Consider the following 16,643-nt stretch of genomic DNA (forward strand, 5'->3'; position numbering starts at 1 on the left):
GGCGGAGCCGGATCTGCACCCGGCCCCGCCGTCGGTCAGAACTTGAAGGTGTAGGAGGTGATCAGGCGGTTTTCCTGGTAATCGGCACCCGACGCCGCGCCGTTGCCGTAACGGGTCTTCACGTCGATGTTGCGCCACTCGAAGCCCACGCCCTTGAGCGGGCCGTCCTGCACCACGTAGCCGAGGACGATGTTGCGCTCGCTCTCGACGTTCTGATCCAGATCGTTGCTGCCCCGGTCGATGCCAGTGCCGCGCAGGTAGCGGGTCATCAGCTTCAGGCCCGGCACACCGTAGCCGGCGAAGTCCAGGTCGTAGCGCAGTTGCCAGGAGCTTTCGTTGGGCTTGACGAAGGCCACGGTGGACCAGTTCACCAGGTACGGCTGTGGTGCGTAGCCATTGAGCGTGGGGAAGGTGCTGTCGCCGAGCATGCGCTGGTAGCCGACACCGATGGCGTGAGAGCCCTTGCGCAAGGTGGTCATCGCGCCGTAGGAGCGGTTGTCGATGTCGCCGTAAAGCGCCTTGCCATCTTCACGGTTGTCGAAGTAACGCAGGTCGGTCTTCAGCCCGAAGCCGTTGCCCAGGTCGGCGTTGTAGGTCGCACCGAGGTACTGCTGCTGGTAGATATCCTCCAGCTGACCATAGAAGTAGGTCGCCGAGAATGCCGGGCTGAAGGCATAGGTGGCACCGGCGAAGTTCAGGCCATCACTGCGGCGCTGAATGTTCGGCCCGTTGAACAGGTACATCTTCTCGCGGTTGGACGACTCACGGCTGCTGATCTCGGTGAAGCGGCCGGCGGTGAAGGTGAGCTTGTCCACCTCGCGCGACTCCAGCATGAAGCCGTGGTAAGTGGTGATCAGCTGGCGAGAGTCATCGTAGAAAGCCACCGGCAGCGTCGGGCGATGCTCGCCGATCTTCAGCTCGGTCTTGGAGTAACGCATCTTGGCGGTCAGTGCGGCGCGGCCGTAATCACGGACCTGCTCACCCTTGCTGTCGTCGTACGGAATGATGCTGTCAGGGCCGCGACCACCACCGCCATCGAGGCGATAGGCATATTGCGCAGAGAGGTCGAGACCGAACTGCACGGTGCCTTCGGTATAGCCGGAAATGGCGCGAAAATCGAAACCCTGCGTCCAGCTGCCAATACGCGACTTGGGCGCGTCATGTTGTTTGAAGTCACGATCAATATAGAAGTTGCGCAAGCCAAGACTGACTTGCCGATCGTCGAGAAAGTCCGCCTGGGCGGAAATAGACGTGAACATGCCCATCAGGCCCACAGCACCAATGCTGCTGGCCAGCCAGTTGTTCTGGAACATTGTTTTGATCCTTTGTTACCTGTGCAAGGCACAATGAGTGGAAGCAGATTAATTGGCAGTTGATATAACCGAGATCGGTAAAACGTCCGCTTCGCCAGGCTCTATCGGGCCTGGCTTGAGCATGCGACAGGTTTAACCGGTTCCGAGGCAGTTAATCCGCAGTTTTGTTTTTATAACCACTTACTGCAAAAAAGGTCGTAGCAAGGCACTGCCTATCACTATCTGGCAGTTGTTTCTTATTGACGGGTATTGCCTGTTTCAGAATGAAGTGAAACTTCATCCGTTATTTCCGACATTAGTTCGGAAATTCCTGCAGCACTGGCAAGACGGCGGGTGGGACCAAGGCCCACCCAAGCGCCTCAGCAGGCCGACCGCGACTGTTCGCCCAGACGGTGATAGGCGCGGTTGAAATACACCAGACCTTCCTGGCTGTTGCCGTTACGAATACCCAGCACCTCGCAATAGAAGATGGTGTGCGAACCCACCTCATGCGCCTGGGCGATACGGCAATCGAAATTGACCAGGGCGTTGTCCAGCAGCGGCGCGCCGCTTTCCAGCGTGCTCCAGCTGGCCTGAGCGAAACGCTGGTCGGAGTCCATATCTCGGTTGGCGAATACACCGGAGATGTCCTTCAGCTCGGCACTCAGCACGTTCACGCTGAGCACACCGTTCTGCTTGAAGTGGCCATTGGAGAAAGATGAACGATTCATGCATACCAGCAGTGTTGGCGGCTGGTCGGTGACGCTGCACACGGCCGAGGCGGTGAAGCCCCAGCGCCCGGCAGCACCGTCGGTGGTGATCACTGAAACGGCGCCGCCCAGCAGCGCCATGGCATTACGGAAACCTGTGGTGTCGACCATGATCTTGCCCTCGCGTGTTAGATATCCAGCACCAGTTTTTTCGACTTGGCGCGCGAACAGCAGACCAGAATCTGGTCATTGGCGGCCTTCTCGTCATCGGTCAGGTAGACGTCGCGGTGATCCGGTTCGCCCTCCAGCACATCGCACAGGCAGGTGCCGCAGACGCCCTGCTCGCAAGAGATCTCCACCTTGATGCCAACCGTGGCGAGTGCGTCGATGATGGTCTGGCCTTCGGCGACCTGAACGGTCTTGCCGCTGCGCTGAGCGACCACTTCGAAGCTGTCGCCGCTGGCGTCGACCTCCACCTGGAAGTACTCGCGGTGGATGTGATCCTCGGCGTAGCCGGCCTGGCGCGCGCCCTCGATGACCCAGTCCATGAAGCCGCTCGGGCCACACACATAGACGTGCACGCCAGCGCCCGGCTGGCCGAGTACGGCCGGCAGGTCGAACTTCTGCGCATCGCCTTCATCATCGAAGTGGGTGCGCACGCAGGCGGCGAAGTCGGCGCCTGCCAGTTCGTCGAGGAAGGCCGAACGCTGACGCGAACGCCCGCAGTAGTGCAGCTCGAACGGGCTGTCCTGGGCGGTCAGCTGGTGCGCCATGGCGATCATCGGGGTGATGCCGATGCCACCGCCGATGAGGATCGAACGGCTGGCACCAGCGGCCAGGGGAAACAGGTTGCGCGGCGTGCCGACGCTGATGTGGGCGCCTTCGCTGAGCAGCTCGTGGACGGCCACCGAGCCGCCGCGCGAGGCTGGGTCGCGCAGCACACCGAGGCGGTAGACGGCGGCATTGGCCGGGTCACCGCACAGCGAATACTGGCGCACCAGGCCGGGCTTGAGGTGGACATCGACGTGGGCACCGGCCTCGAAGGCCGGCAGATTGCTGCCCGTCGGATCGGCGAGGTCGAGGATTACCACGCCCTCGCCTTGTTCCTGCCGCTTGCGTACCACCAGGTTCAACACTTGCTCAGTCATACCGACCTTCCCGCACCCTTCGAGGTGCTGATTGTTCTCGTTCGTTACAGTCCGCAGCTCGCACGCGCGGCATTCTTTCGTTTGCCCGGCACACCCGAAGGGCCTGCCGGGCGGGGTTCAACGCATGAACAGTCCGCCGTTCACATCCCAGGTCGCCCCAGTGGTGAAGTAGGCTTCCGGGCGCGCCAGCTGTACCACCAGATCACCGAGGAAGTCGGCATCACCGAGACGCTTCACCGGGATATTGGCGAGCAAGCCGGCCATGCGCTCCGGCGGCACCGCCGCATGTACGGCGGGCGACTCGATGGGGCCGGGGGCGATGGCGTTGACCGTCACACCGGCGCCGGCCAGTTCCTTGGCGAAGATCTTGGTCAGGGTGACGATGGCGCCCTTGGAGGCCGCGTAGTGCGCCCCAGTGGCGGTGCCGCCGTTCTGCCCGGCCAGCGAGGCCATGTTGATGATCCGCCCGTAGCCTGCAGCTGCCATGTGCCCGCCAAGTACCTGGCAGCCGAGGAAGATGCTGCGGGTGTTGAGGCTCATGACCAGGTCGAACTCCTCCGGACTGATCTGCATGACCGGTGTGGTGCGGGTCATCGCAGCACTGTTGACCGCCACGTGCAGCGCGCCCCAGCGCGCCAGCACGGCGGCCAGTGCTGCCTCGAAGTCAGCCTTGCTGGCGACGTCGAGCTGCAGTGCCAGGCTGCGCTGGCCGCTCGGATCGAGGCGGTCGGCGGCGGCCTGGGCACGCTCCAGCGACAGGTCGGTGATCACCACCGCATAACCGGCTGCGAACAGACGGTTGGCGATGGACAGACCGAGGCCCTGGGCCGCACCGGTGACGAGAGCTACCTGAGTCATGACGGCGTCCTACAGGATGTAACCAATACCGGCGAGGGTATCGGTCGAGTTGATCAACTGGATCAGCTTGCGCTGGATCTTGAAGCTGTCACCGTCGCGCTTGAGCTCGAAGGTGACATCCGCGGTGTAGTGCTTGAGCACGTCCTTGCGGAACTCGCGCAGGTTCTGCGCGCAGCGCACGGTGACCACACCGCCTTCCTCGCCGAGCACGCGAAAGCGCGACAGGCTGCGCACAGTGCGGGCACGCGGGCTGGTGGAGATGGACTCGCCGCCGATCAGGCGCTGCACACGCAACTGGCGCATGTGATGGTCGTCGTAGGCGTAGTTGAGGGTGTTCTCGAAATCGGTCTCGTTGGGGTCGATGGGGATGATGTAGGTCCCCTTGTCGGCCCACAGGTTCAGCCAGGCGTCGAAATCGCCGTGGTCGAGCATGTCCGCTTCCTGCCAGATGAAGGCGCTGACGTGGTTGAGCAGTTCAAGATTCATAGTGGTTCTCTTCAAATAGGTGCATGACGGGCCCCTCTCACCCGTGCGGGCAGAGGGGCGCGGCGGCTCAGGCCGACATCATCTTTTTCCACTGCTGGTAGGCCGCGCGCATGCCGGTCTCGGCACTCACGTCGCTGACCAGGCCGTCCTCGCTCGGCTTCTCACCGGGCAGGCCGCGATTGAGCATGATCCACAGGTCGCTGCCGGCCTGGGCGCCCTTCTGCACGCGCTCCCAGGCCTCGGAGTCGTCCGGGGTACCGAAGCCCATCGGACCCTGGAAGTGCTCGTGCAGGCGCAGGCGGTAGCGGTTGGCCACGGCCGGGCCGCCGTCCATGGTGATCACCGCGTGGTGAATCTCGGTCTCGTTCACCGAGACCGGCTGCAGCACGCGGAAGAAGGCCATGGAGCAGGCGACGTTGGGGAACAGGTTGAGGTTGAAGCCCGAACCGCCGACGGCACGGACGATGCGGCGTACCTGCTGTTCCTCGATGCCTTCGTCACGCAGCTCCTGGGCCAGCGCCTCGAAGCGCTCGGGGATCGGCTTGTCCAGGTCGGCTTCCAGATCCACCAGGTCGGGGATCATCACCATCACGCTGTGGCCGTTGCCAAGATCCTCGACGTAGCCCGGACCTTCGACGAAATCGAACAGCTCCAGGGTCTGCTCGTCCACCGAGGACAGGAAGGACTTGTGCACCAGCGGGAAGTGGTAGGCGTCGGTGGTGTTCTCCAGCTGGATCTTCCAGTTGCCGGGGAAGCGGAAACGATGCTCGCCGGACACCTTCACGCCGTAGCCGGCACCCTGCTTCATGAACAGGTCGATCCATTTCTTGGCCGCGCCGAGGAAGTCTTCCAGCGGCTCGATGTCATCCTTGAAGGTGGCGAAGATCATGCCGTTGTATTGCTCGACGCGCAGGCTCACCAGCGGCAGCTCGCCCTTGTCCAGGCAGTCGGCGTAGCTCTCCGGGTGCGGCACGCCGCGCAGGCTGCCGTCGAGGGCGTAGCTCCAGCCGTGGTAGGGACAGACGAAGCTGTTGGTCTTGCCCTTCTTGTGCTCACAGACGGTGGCGCCACGGTGACGGCAGCGATTGAGCAGCACGTGCACGTCCTTCTTGCGGTCACGCACGACGATCACCGGCTGCTTGCCGATGAAGGTGCTCTTGTAGCTGCCGTTGTCGGGAATCTCGCTGGCGTGCGCCACCCATACCCAGGTGCTGTAGAACACCTTCTCCAGCTCTTCGTCGAAGAGACGGGCATCGGTATACAGGGAGGTGTGCACGCGGTCATGCAGCACCAGGTCGGCCGGCGAGCTGGCCAGGTTCACGGTTTCGATCAGGTTGGTCACGGTCACTCCTCGTCGGCGCAGGTCACCGACTCATAAAAGTCATTCTTCGGTCTGCCCCGGCACGGGCAGGTGGGCATCGCTGTTCCATGCATCGACCGGGCGGCCGAACAGGTTCTCGGTCTGAAAATGAGCCATGCGCCAGACGCCTTGCTCTTCGCGAAAACGCACCGTCAGCCGCGCCGCGTTGAGGTGCGAGCCGCCACTGGCGAAGGTAGAGGTCTGCAACATCACCCAACTGCCGCTGGCCTCGTCGCCCTCCACGCGGATCAGCTCCGAGCAGAGGAAGTGCACGTTGAGAGCAAAGTGCGCCGGCTCGGTCATGTAGCCGGCGAACATCGCGCGGATCGCCTCGCGCCCCTGATAGCCGCCAAAGCTCTTGGCATACTTGGCGCCCTTGCCTTCCCAGATGGCGTCGGCGGTGAACAACCCGGCCAACTCGTCCAGCGGGGTGCGTGCATCGAGCGCGTCGCACAGCACCATGTAGCGGTTCATGCAGGCACGCACGGCGTTCTCGCTTTCCAGCTGGTGCAGGCGGGCTTCGAGGGATCGGCTCATGGCTCAGGCCCGCTGGATGATCAGTTCACGGCCGGTACGCGCTTCCACCTTGCAGTAGCGCCACAACTTGTACGGGCCGGTGCCCACGGCAGTGGTGCGGAACAGGTTGCAGGCGGCGTGTACCGTCTCGATGTCCGGCACGTCGGCCAGCAGGTAGGTGGTCCAGGGGTAGCCGGTGGATGGGCCGACCATGCTCTGGTCGTCGTCCATGTTGCCGAACACCGTCACGCCGGGCAGATCGTGGATGCCGTTCCACATGGCGCTGAACGCCGCCCAGACTTCCAGCTGCTCCTCACGGGGGGCGTCGAAGAAGTTCTGGTTGATGCCCATGCAGAACAGGACACGCAGGGCTTTTTTATCAGTCATCACAATCACCAATCGTTAGTTGTCGATTACAGGTAGCCAGGCATCGGCTTGTTGCCGAAGAAGATCGCGCCGGCGTTCTGGTAGGTCATGTCGCCCATGAAGGCATGCTGGGTAACCACCTGGGCGTCGTTGACGAAGCGCGCCAGCGGGCTGTGGCGGTAGACGCCGGTCATGCCCGAGAGCATCTGCGCGGTGCGCGCCACCTCAGCCGACACACGAGCAGCATGGGTGGAGGACAGGCGCAGCAGGTTGGTCTGCTCGACGCTCACCACATCGCCGGCGAGCACGCTGGCCCAGGCGTTTTCCATGGCGTCGTAGAACCAGGCGCGGGCAGCGCGCAGCTCGGCTTCGGCCTTGGCCACCTGCATCTGCGCCAGCGGGCGGTCAGCCAGGGCCGGCGCGCCGGTAACGGAGAAGCGACCACTGGCCATATCAGCCAGATAATCCAGCGCGGCGCGGGCAACACCGAGGCCGACCACGGACAGCACCTGGGTAGCGAAAGACAGTGACGGATAGCGGAACAGCGGCTCGTCGAGGTTGGCCGGGCCACCCCGGACGAAGGTCCACTCCTCCGGCACTTCGACGCCGTCGAGTACTAGGTCATGGCTGCCGGTTCCGACCAGGCCGACCACATCCCAGGTGTCCTCGATGCCGACCTTTTCCCGTGGCATCACGGCCAGGCGCGGCAGCGACAGGGTTTCGCCAGTCTTGGGGCTGATGCCGACGCCGATCAGGTCGGCGCCCATGCAGCCACTGGAGAACTTCCAGCGGCCGCTGACCTTGAAGCCACCGTCGATGGTCTCGGCCGGTTGCGGCGGGAAGATGCCGGCGGCGAACACCACATCCGGGCCGTTGGCGTACACCTTGTCCAGCGTCTCAAGGGGCAGGGCCGCCAGGTACACCGGGTTCATGCCGAAGCTGGCGACCCAGCCGGCGGAACCGTCAGCGGCGGAGACATCCTCCACCATCTCGCAGAATTCCATGGGGCTGCGCTGCTCGCCGCCGAAGCGCGTGGGCACCAGGGCACGGTAGACGCCAAGCTCCTTGAAACGCGCGATGACGTCATGGGAGATGTAGCGCTGCTTATCGAACTCCTCGCGCCGAGCGCGCTCGCGGATATCGGTCAGCAGCGCCTGAAAGGCTTCATTCGCGGTAATCGGGGCAAGGCGCTGGTGATCCAGCTGGCTTAGGGAAGACATGGGCTTCTCCAGGATGGGCACGGTTATTGTTCGAGGCGCCGCAGCAGCTCGCGGGCGACTGCCAGAAGCAGTTCGTCAGCGCCCTTGGCGGCGATCAGTTGTAGTCCTACCGGCAACTTCGAGGCCCCCTCGAAAGGGATGCTCAATGCCGGGTGGCCAGTCAGGTTGAAAGGGCGTACGAAAGCGGTCATGCCGATGGCCGCGCGGGTATCGGCCGCGTCTGCGACGCGCGCCGGGTAATCCGGCATGGTCGGCAGGGCGAGAATCGGGCACTGCGCCAGGGCGGCGTCCACCTCGGCGGTGAAGGCGGCGCGGCAGCGTTCGGCGTCAGCCAGAGCGTCGTCGCGGGTCTCGCGTGCGGCCAGCAGCCGGCCGGCAACATCGGCGCCCACCAGGCCGGTTTCCACCAGGTGCCCGCAGGCATTCCAGGTCTCGCGGTTGATCACCGCCAGGCCAGCGTCGTAGGCCACCTGCATGCCGGGCAGCGGCATCTCGCACTGTGCGAAATCCGCCGCCTCGAGCACGGCATCGAGAGCAGCTTGCACCTCGGCATGAGCCTGCACCGGCACCACGCCGATGCGGATGCCGGTTACGTCCGGCAGCGCCTTGAAGGTCGGGTCGATGGCCTTCATCGCGCTGATCAGCATCTCGATGCTGGCCGCGAAGGGGCCAACGCAATCGAGCGATGTCTGCGCCGGCATCACCCCGGCGCGACTGATACGGCCGAAGGTGGGCTTGAGGCCGAACACACCGCAGCAGGCAGCGGGAATACGCACCGAACCACCGGTGTCGGTGCCCAGGGAGAAGTCGCACAGACCGGCAGCCACGGCAGCGGCCGAACCACTGGAGGAACCACCGGGAATGCGTCCGGGGTAGCGCGGGTTCTCGGCCGTGCCCGTCCAGGCATTGAGCCCGGTAGTGCCGAAGGCCAGCTCGTGCAGGCTGGTCTTGCCAATCAGCTGACAGCCGGCTGCCAGCAGCGTCTCAACCACCTCGGCATGACACTCGGCGTCCGGCGCATGTTCAAGGGCGCGGCTGGAAGCACGAGTGGGATGGCCAGCCACATCGATGGTGTCTTTCACCATCACACGGGGGCCATGCTCACCGAGCGTCAGCTTCTCGACCACTATCGCCATCTGCTTCACCCATTGCTGTTCCGGTTGATCGACAGAACCGCAGGACGAGCCGCGATTCACGTAAATCCAGAATCGGAAGAATTACGTGAATTGTCAATTGAATTATCACCCAAAAAAGAGTGTGTAGATTCGGTGCATTTTCGCTACCTCGAGCACCATTCCCGTGCAGTTCGGTAACACTAAAACCCTGTAACATTCACGCAAAATCAGTACTTTAATCCATTAAAATCAACCACTTAGCACTAACATGAGAAACACTATCATCACGCACTCGCATTTTCAGGCCATCTGACAAGCTCACTTTAACGGCCGATAATCGCACAAAAAATGCACCTCAAATGACGCCATTTTCAAAGCAGAAAATGATCATTTTTTAGATAAAAAAACGCTAAGAAACGACCCATTTCAGGCAATCGAAAAGTGCCGTCAGCCCTGATGACATCGGCCATGAGCCGATCAACAGGCGCCTCCTCGAACGTGGCTGACAAGCGCTTCGCCAGCCCACTCGCAACCCTCTCGAACACGGCGGCTGGACGTCTTGCAACAGCGCGGTGCACGGCGTTCTGGCACGGGAGGTGCAATTCAGCCCGTGTCGGACGGGACAACCACCGGCAGCGCCCACAAGGCGCCAGAACAAAAAGAAGACGACACACCATTCGTGCATCGCGCCTCGATGCGCACGCCGACTGGCTCTGTCTCTCCAATAGCCTTGCAACCCCTCGGAGTACGTCATGCACTTCAAACGAGCTGTGTCCACCCTCCTTCTCAGCGCGGTCTGCGCGTCCTTCGCACAGGCCGAGGTAAAGGTCGGTGTCATCACCTCCTCTACCGGCCCCATTGCACTGGTCGGGCTACCGCAGAAGAACTCCGTACCGCTGCTGCCCACCCAGGCCGGCGACCAACAGGTGAAGTACATCGCCCTGGATGACGGCAGCGACCCCACCGCCACCGTCAAGGCGCTGAAGAAGCTGATCAGCGAGGAAAACGTCGACGCCATCATCGGCCCAAGCGGTTCGCCCAACGCCATGGGCGTGATCCAGTTCGTCGCCGAGGCCGGCGTGCCGCTGCTGGCGCCGGTCGGTACCGCCGCCGTGGTGGTGCCGATGACCGAGCAGAAGAAGTGGGTGTTCAAGACCACGCAGAACGACGACCTGATCGCCAAGGCCCTGGTCGAGGACATGGACGCCCGTGGCGTGAAGACCCTGGGCCTGATCGGCACCGCCGATCCCTACGGCGAGAACTGGTCGAAGGTGATGAGCGCCCTGGCGGCCGAACACGGCATCAAGGTGCTTGCCAACGAGCGCTTCCAGCGCCAGGACACCTCGGTCACCGGGCAGAGCCTGAAGATTCTCGCCTCGCGCCCTGATGCCGTGCTGGTGGCGGCACCGGGCAGCTCGGCGGTACTGCCGCAGACCACCCTGTTCGACCAGGGCTACCGTGGCCAGATGTACCAGACCCACGGCGCGGCCCTGCCGGACTTCCTGCGCCTCGGCGGCAAGAAGGTCGAAGGCACCATCCTCGCTGCCAGCCTGATGCTGGTGCTCGATGAGATGCCTGACAGCCATCCGTCCAAGGCCATCGCAGGCGAATACGTGGCCGCCTACGAGAAGCTAAACGGCAGCAAGCCGGCCACCTTCGGCGCCAATACCTATGACGCCGGGCTGCTGCTGCAACAGGCGATTCCGGCGGCCGCCGCCAAGGCCGAGCCCGGCACGCCCGAGTTCCGCGCGGCACTGCGTGACGCACTGGAGGCGACCCACGAGTTCGCCGCCACCCAGGGCGTCTACAACATGAGCCCCGAGGATCACAGCGGCTTCGACGAACGTGGCCGTGAGTTGATCCAGGTGAAGAACGGCACCTGGACGCTGCTCAAGCGCGACTGATCGCGGAGTCCAGCCCCGCAGGGTGGACAGTGTTTTCTGTCCACCGGATGGAGCCTGGCCCGGTAGCGGCAAGGGGGATGAGAAAAGCGTCATCCACCCTACGCCCGGGCCGCACCAACCCGCACGCCCATACCGCAAAAGAGTTTCCGACATGAATTTCCAGATTGCCCTGCTGCTCGGCCAGGACGGCATCACCAACGGCGCCATCTATGCGCTGCTGGCGTTGTCGATCCTGCTGGTCTTCACCGTGACGCGCATCCTGCTGATCCCGCTGGGTGAGTTCGTCACCTACGGTGCGCTGACCATGGCCGCCATCCAGGCCGGCCACCCCACCGCACTGGTCTGGCTGCTGCTGGCCCTGACCCTGGCCGACTGCGCCATGGATCTGTATGACGCCATTCGCACCAGCCATCACCTGCGCTTCCCGAAACGCATCGCGCTCAAGCTCGCCTACGCCCTGGCCATGCTCGGCCTGATTCGCTATCTGCCGCTGGCAGAGCTGCCCATGGCATTGCAGGCCCTGCTCACCCTGGCGCTGGTGGTGCCGCTCGGCCCGCAGCTCTACCGCCTGGTGTTCCAGCCGCTGGCCTCGGCCAGCGCCCTGGTGCTACTGATCGTCTCCATCGCCGTGCACGTGGCCATGGTCGGTATCGCCCTGCTGCTGTTCGGCCCCGAAGGCGCGCGTACCGAGCCGTTCTCCGAAGCCGGCCTGACGCTCGGCCCGGTGACGTTCAACAGCCAGACCCTGTGGGTCATCGCCGTGTCCCTGGCGTTGATCATCGGCCTGTTCCTGTTCTTCGAACGCAGCCTGTACGGCAAGGCCCTGCGCGCCACCGCGGTGAACCGCATGGGTGCACGCCTGATGGGCATCTCGCCGACCCTGGCGGGCAAGGCCACCTTCGCCCTGGCCACGTTCATCGGCGCGCTGTCGGGCATTCTCATCGCGCCCATCACCACCCTGTACTTCGACTCCGGCTTCGTCATCAGCCTCAAGGGCTTCGTCGGCGCCATCATCGGCGGCCTGGTCAGTTACCCGGTGGCGGCCCTGGGCGCGCTCGCCGTGGGCCTGATCGAAGCCTTCTCGATGTTCTGGGCCAGCACCTACAAGGAGATCATCGTCTTCACCCTGATCATCCCCTTCCTGCTCTGGCGCTCCCTCACCAGCCGTCATGTGGAGGACGATGAATGAAACCGCGCTACCTGATCCTCGCCCTGGTCGCCGCGCTAGCCGTGGCGCCAGCGGTACTGCCGCCCTACTACGTCACCTTGCTCAACTACATCGGCCTGTACACCCTGGTAGTGCTCGGCCTGGTGCTGCTCACCGGCGTCGGCGGCATGACCAGCTTCGGCCAGGCCGCCTTCGTCGGCCTCGGCGCCTACACCAGTGCCTACCTGACCACCGTGCAAGACCTGCCAACCTGGCTGGCCTGGGCCAGCGCCTCGCCCTGGCTGACCCTGCTGGTCGGCCTGGCCCTGACCGCCTTCGTGGCGCTGGTACTCGGCGCGCTGACGCTGAAGCTGTCCGGCCATTACCTGCCGCTGGGCACCATCGCCTGGGGCCTGTCGCTGTACTACCTGTTCGGCACCCTGGAGTCGCTCGGCGGCCACACCGGCGTCAGCGGCCTGCCGAGCATCTCCCTGTTCGGCTGGGCCTTGGACAAGGGCGAGAAGATCTATTACCTGATCTGGGCCATCCTGCTGTGCGCCATGCTGCTGACCCAGAACCTCCTCGACTCGCGTGAGGGCCGGGCCATCCGCGCGCTCAAGGGCGGCCAGCTGATGGCCGAGTCGATGGGCGTGAACACCTTCCGCGCCAAAATGGTGATCTTCCTCATCTCGGCGCTGTTCGCCGCCCTCTCCGGTTGGCTCTACGCGCATACCCAGCGCTTCGTGAACCCGACGCCGTTCGGCCTGCACATGGGCATCGAGTACCTGTTCATGGCGCTGATCGGTGGGGTTGCCAGCGTCTGGGGCGCCCTGCTCGGTGCCGGCGTGCTGACCATGCTCAAGCAGTGGCTACAGGATCTGCTGCCGCAACTGCTGGGCAATACCGGCAACTACGAGGTGATCGTCTTCGGCATCGCCATCGTGCTGCTGATGCAGCGCGCGCCCGGTGGCCTGTGGCCCCTACTGACCCGTCTGCTGCCGGACAGCTGGAAGCCGCGCCGCGCCACACTGCCCATCGACGCGGCCAGCGCGCTGCCACAGCGTGAAGCGCCGGCCGCCGGCGAAGTACTGCTGCAAGCGCGCGACGTGACCCGTTGCTTCGGCGGCCTGGTGGCCAACGACGCGATGAACCTCGAGGTGCACGCTGGCGAGATCCTCGCCCTGATCGGCCCCAACGGCGCCGGCAAGAGCACCCTGTTCAACCAGCTTTCCGGCGTCGATACACCCACCTCCGGCGAGGTGCTGTTCCGCGGCCAGCGCATCAACGGCATCCCCTCACGGCGCATCGCACGCATGGGCATGAGCCGCACCTTCCAGCACGTCAAGCTGCTGCCGGAGATGAGCGTACTGGAGAACGTCGCCCTCGGCGCCCACCTGCGCGGCAGCAAGGGCGTGCTCGCCGCTGCCCTGCGCCTGGATCGCGCCGAGGAGGCGCGCCTGCTCGGCGAGGCGCGGCGCCAGCTGGAACGGGTCGGCCTCGGTGACGCCCTGTACCTGGAGGCCGGCAGCCTGGCGCTGGGCCAGCAACGCATTCTCGAAATCGCCCGCGCGCTGTGCGCCAACCCCTGCCTGCTGCTGCTCGACGAGCCGGCCGCCGGCCTGCGCCACAAGGAGAAGGAAGCCCTCGGCCAGTTGCTCAGCCGCCTGCGCAGCGAAGGCATGGCGATCCTGCTGGTCGAGCACGACATGGACTTCGTCATGGGCCTGGTCGATCGCGTGGTGGTGATGGAGTTCGGCCAGCGCATCGCCTTCGGCCTGCCGGCCGAGGTGCAGAAGGATCCGGCGGTGCTGGAAGCCTATCTCGGAGGAGCGGAGTGATGAACATGCCCATGCACAACCTGCAGCGCACGCAGAACCAGGTGAGCAACCCGGTGCTGGAGGTCAGCGACCTGTGCGTCGCCTACGGCAAGGTCGAGGCCTTGTCCAACGCCAGCCTGCGCGTCGGCCAGGGCCAGATCGTCACCGTGATCGGCCCCAACGGCGCCGGCAAGACCACCCTGCTCTCGGCCATCATGGGCGTGCTCGGCTCGCGTGGCCGGGTCGCCTTCGATGGCAGCCTGGAAGCCGTGCCGGAGGTCGAGGTAATGGTCGGCCGCGGCCTCGGCCTGGTACCGGAGAAGCGCGAGCTGTTCAGCAGCATGACGGTGGCCGACAACCTGCTGCTCGGCTCCTTCCAGCGCCACCGCAGCGGCCACCGTGACCACGGCCAGACGCTCAAGGAAGTCTATGAGCTGTTCCCGCGCCTGTGGGAGCGCCGCGAGCAACTGGCCGCCACCCTCTCCGGTGGCGAACGGCAGATGCTCGCCGTCGGTCGCGCGCTGATGGCCAAGCCCAAGCTGCTGATGCTCGACGAGCCGAGCCTGGGCCTGGCGCCGCTGATCACCCGCGAGATCTTCCGCATCATCACCACCCTGCGCCAGCAGGGCGTGTCGATCCTGCTGGTGGAGCAGAACGCCCGCGCCGCCCTGCGCGTGGCGGACTACGCCTACGTGCTGGAAACCGGACAGATCGCCATGCAGGGCCCGGCCGCGCAGCTGGCCGATGACCCACGGGTGATCGAGGCCTACCTCGGCCTGGCCAGCAAGCATCAGGAAATGCTCGCCACCTGAACCCACGGCGCCCGCCTGACGGGCGCCGTCTTCAGCTTCGCAAGGAATCACATCCATGCCCGACTCCAAGCCACTACGCGTCTGCATCGCCGGTGCCGGCGCCATCGGCTGCACCCTCGCCGCGCGCCTGGTCACAAGCGGCCAGCCGGTCAGCCTGCTGGCGCGCGGCCAAACGCTCACCGCGCTGTGCGAAAACGGCATCCAGTTGACTGACCTGGACGGCGAGCATCGCGTGCCCGTCAGCGCCAGCGATGACTGCCGCGAGCTTGGCGAACAGGACCTGCTGTTCATCTGCACCAAGGCTCCCGCCCTGGCCGGCCTGCTCCCCGAACTGCAACCGCTGATCGGCTCCGAGACCGTGGTGGTGCCGTTGATCAATGGCGTGCCCTGGTGGTATTTCCACGGCCTCGAAGGGCGCTTCGCCGGTCGCCGCGTCGAGGCGGTCGACCCAGGCGGCGCGCTCAGCGCCAGCCTCGACCTGCGCCACGTGCTCGGTTGCGTGGTGTTCATCACCGCCGAAACCAGCGCCCCCGGCGTGGTGCGCTCGAACAATCCGCACCTGATGATCTTCGGCGAGCCGGACGGGCAGATGAGCGAGCGCCTGGAGCGGGTGCGCGCACTGATCGCCGCCGCCGGCATCGAGGCCCGCGCCACCGAACGCATCCGCGACCAGCTGTGGACCAAGATCATCGCCAACCTCAGCTCCAACCCGCTGTCGGTGGTCACCGGCGCGACCCTGGAGCAGCTCTATGGCCAGGCCGAGCTGAAGACGGTGGCCGGCAAGATCCTCCAGGAAACCCTGCTCACCGCCGCGGCCTATGGCGCGCGCATCGCCTTCGACCCGCAGACCTTCATGGAGCTGGGCGCCGGCATGGGCGCGGTGCGCACCTCGATGCTGCAGGACTACGAACAGGGCCGGCCGCTGGAGATCGCCGCGATCGGCGACGCGGTGGTCGAACTGGCCGGCTACCAGGGCCTGAGCATGCCCACCACCTGAGACATCCTCGCCCTGGCGCGCTTTCGCAGTGCGTCCGGGCAGGCCCTCTCCCCCGCACCTTGATAGGAGACTTCGCCATGAACGCCATGACCGATTTCAGCAAGCCCGCCCATTGCAGCGACGAAGAATGGGCCCTGCGCGTCAAGCTCGCCTACTGCTATCACCTGGTGGACTGGTTCGGCTGGACCGAGACCATCTTCAACCATATTTCCGCGCGCCTGCCTGGCCCCGCGCACCATTACCTGGTCAACCCCTTCGGCCTGAACTACAGCGAGGTCACCCCGGGCAACCTGCTCAAGGTCGATCTGCACGGCAAGAAGCTCGAGCCCTCGCCCTACGACGGCAACCCCGCCGGCTTCGCCCTGCACAGTGCCGTGCACGGCGCACGCGACGACATCCAGTGCGTGATCCACACCCACACCACACCGATCTCCGCCGTGGTGCAGAAGAAACGCGGCTTCACCCACGACGACTTCTACGGCGCCCAGCTGTATGGCCGTATCGGCTACCACCGCTTCGAGGGCATCACCCTGTTCGATGACGAGAAGGCGCGGATGATCGAAAGCCTGGGCGACAAGCATGTGCTGGTGCTGCGCAACCACGGCATCGCGGTCGGCGAGAGCAGCATCGAAAAGACCTTCTTCCTGCTCTGGACGGTGCAGCGCGCCGCCGAGAACCAGTGCGCCGCCGGTGCCCTGGGCGGCGAGGACAACCCGTTGGAAGACGGCGTTGCCGCCAAGTGCGCCGACCTCACCGCGATGCTGATTCGCGAGAGCGGTTTCGCCACCCAGTTCTATGCCGCCATGGTGCGCAAGATGCGCGCCGAGCGGGCCATGCACTGGTAATCGGACGGCTTGCCCCAGGGCAGGCCGCAACGGGTTACAGCCGAGGAGTC

At 64.7% G+C, this 16,643-nt stretch carries 16 protein-coding genes; 6 read left to right on the forward strand and 10 right to left on the reverse strand.

All coding sequences use genetic code 11. The features are described 5' to 3' along the window. Positions 1 to 35: 35 nt before the first annotated feature. The 10 genes from ACN8M7_RS21495 to ACN8M7_RS21540 all read right to left on the reverse strand — a co-directional run bounded on the left by ACN8M7_RS21495 (position 36) and on the right by ACN8M7_RS21540 (position 9,092). Positions 36 to 1,313 (reverse strand): OprD family porin, encoded by a 1,278-nt coding sequence (locus ACN8M7_RS21495; protein WP_490262121.1) that lies wholly within the window; start codon positions 1,311 to 1,313, stop codon positions 36 to 38. Positions 1,314 to 1,672: 359 nt separating this feature from the next. Then, a complete protein-coding gene (locus ACN8M7_RS21500) occupies positions 1,673 to 2,173 on the reverse strand; it encodes a flavin reductase (protein WP_490262122.1) in 501 nt (166 codons plus the stop codon). Between the two features lie 17 nt (positions 2,174 to 2,190). Continuing rightward, positions 2,191 to 3,150 (reverse strand): PDR/VanB family oxidoreductase, encoded by a 960-nt coding sequence (locus tag ACN8M7_RS21505; protein ID WP_490262123.1) that lies wholly within the window; start codon positions 3,148 to 3,150, stop codon positions 2,191 to 2,193. A 117-nt stretch (positions 3,151 to 3,267) separates the two neighbouring features. Beyond that, positions 3,268 to 4,008, reverse strand: coding sequence for an SDR family NAD(P)-dependent oxidoreductase (locus ACN8M7_RS21510; RefSeq protein WP_490262124.1), 741 nt, complete (start codon positions 4,006 to 4,008; stop codon positions 3,268 to 3,270). Between the two features lie 9 nt (positions 4,009 to 4,017). Beyond that, positions 4,018 to 4,494, reverse strand: coding sequence for an aromatic-ring-hydroxylating dioxygenase subunit beta (locus ACN8M7_RS21515; protein ID WP_490262125.1), 477 nt, complete (start codon positions 4,492 to 4,494; stop codon positions 4,018 to 4,020). 67 nt (positions 4,495 to 4,561) lie between these two features. Beyond that, positions 4,562 to 5,836: an aromatic ring-hydroxylating oxygenase subunit alpha gene (locus ACN8M7_RS21520; protein WP_490262126.1), complete on the reverse strand. Its 1,275-nt coding sequence runs from the start codon at positions 5,834 to 5,836 to the stop codon at positions 4,562 to 4,564. 39 nt (positions 5,837 to 5,875) lie between these two features. Further along, on the reverse strand, positions 5,876 to 6,391 hold the full coding sequence (locus ACN8M7_RS21525; RefSeq protein ID WP_490262127.1) for a nuclear transport factor 2 family protein: 516 nt from the start codon (positions 6,389 to 6,391) through the stop codon (positions 5,876 to 5,878). A gap of 3 nt (positions 6,392 to 6,394) precedes the next feature. Beyond that, the gene (locus ACN8M7_RS21530; protein WP_490262128.1) at positions 6,395 to 6,757 is read right to left on the reverse strand and encodes an IacB protein; all 363 of its coding nucleotides are present in this window, start codon (positions 6,755 to 6,757) and stop codon (positions 6,395 to 6,397) included. Positions 6,758 to 6,783: 26 nt separating this feature from the next. Beyond that, positions 6,784 to 7,956, reverse strand: a complete 1,173-nt coding sequence (locus tag ACN8M7_RS21535; protein WP_490262129.1) for an acyl-CoA dehydrogenase family protein — start codon at positions 7,954 to 7,956, stop codon at positions 6,784 to 6,786. A gap of 23 nt (positions 7,957 to 7,979) precedes the next feature. Next, positions 7,980 to 9,092, reverse strand: a complete 1,113-nt coding sequence (locus tag ACN8M7_RS21540) for an amidase (RefSeq protein WP_490262130.1) — start codon at positions 9,090 to 9,092, stop codon at positions 7,980 to 7,982. Between the two features lie 731 nt (positions 9,093 to 9,823). Between ACN8M7_RS21540 and ACN8M7_RS21545 the strand changes: the two genes are divergently transcribed. The 6 genes from ACN8M7_RS21545 (at position 9,824) to ACN8M7_RS21570 (ending at position 16,593) form a co-directional block, all read left to right on the forward strand. Next, on the forward strand, positions 9,824 to 10,975 hold the full coding sequence (locus tag ACN8M7_RS21545; protein WP_061240776.1) for an ABC transporter substrate-binding protein: 1,152 nt from the start codon (positions 9,824 to 9,826) through the stop codon (positions 10,973 to 10,975). 151 nt (positions 10,976 to 11,126) lie between these two features. Further along, positions 11,127 to 12,164 carry a branched-chain amino acid ABC transporter permease gene (locus ACN8M7_RS21550; protein WP_490262131.1) on the forward strand — a complete coding sequence of 346 codons (1,038 nt, stop codon included), beginning with the start codon at positions 11,127 to 11,129 and terminating at the stop codon, positions 12,162 to 12,164. Beyond that, on the forward strand, positions 12,161 to 13,960 hold the full coding sequence (locus ACN8M7_RS21555; protein ID WP_490262132.1) for a branched-chain amino acid ABC transporter ATP-binding protein/permease: 1,800 nt from the start codon (positions 12,161 to 12,163) through the stop codon (positions 13,958 to 13,960). Before ACN8M7_RS21550 ends, ACN8M7_RS21555 begins: the two co-directional genes overlap by 4 nt. Beyond that, positions 13,960 to 14,751, forward strand: a complete 792-nt coding sequence (locus tag ACN8M7_RS21560; RefSeq protein ID WP_490262133.1) for an ABC transporter ATP-binding protein — start codon at positions 13,960 to 13,962, stop codon at positions 14,749 to 14,751. The genes ACN8M7_RS21555 and ACN8M7_RS21560 overlap by 1 nt, the downstream gene beginning before the upstream one ends. A gap of 55 nt (positions 14,752 to 14,806) precedes the next feature. Then, positions 14,807 to 15,748 (forward strand): ketopantoate reductase family protein, encoded by a 942-nt coding sequence (locus ACN8M7_RS21565; RefSeq protein ID WP_490262134.1) that lies wholly within the window; start codon positions 14,807 to 14,809, stop codon positions 15,746 to 15,748. A gap of 77 nt (positions 15,749 to 15,825) precedes the next feature. Next, positions 15,826 to 16,593 carry a class II aldolase/adducin family protein gene (locus ACN8M7_RS21570; protein ID WP_490262135.1) on the forward strand — a complete coding sequence of 256 codons (768 nt, stop codon included), beginning with the start codon at positions 15,826 to 15,828 and terminating at the stop codon, positions 16,591 to 16,593. The last annotated feature ends 50 nt before the right edge of the window (positions 16,594 to 16,643 follow it).

Origin of the sequence: Pseudomonas spartinae, from assembly GCF_965197125.1 — a bacterium.
GTDB classification, from domain to species: Bacteria; Pseudomonadota; Gammaproteobacteria; order Pseudomonadales; family Pseudomonadaceae; genus Aquipseudomonas; species Aquipseudomonas composti_A.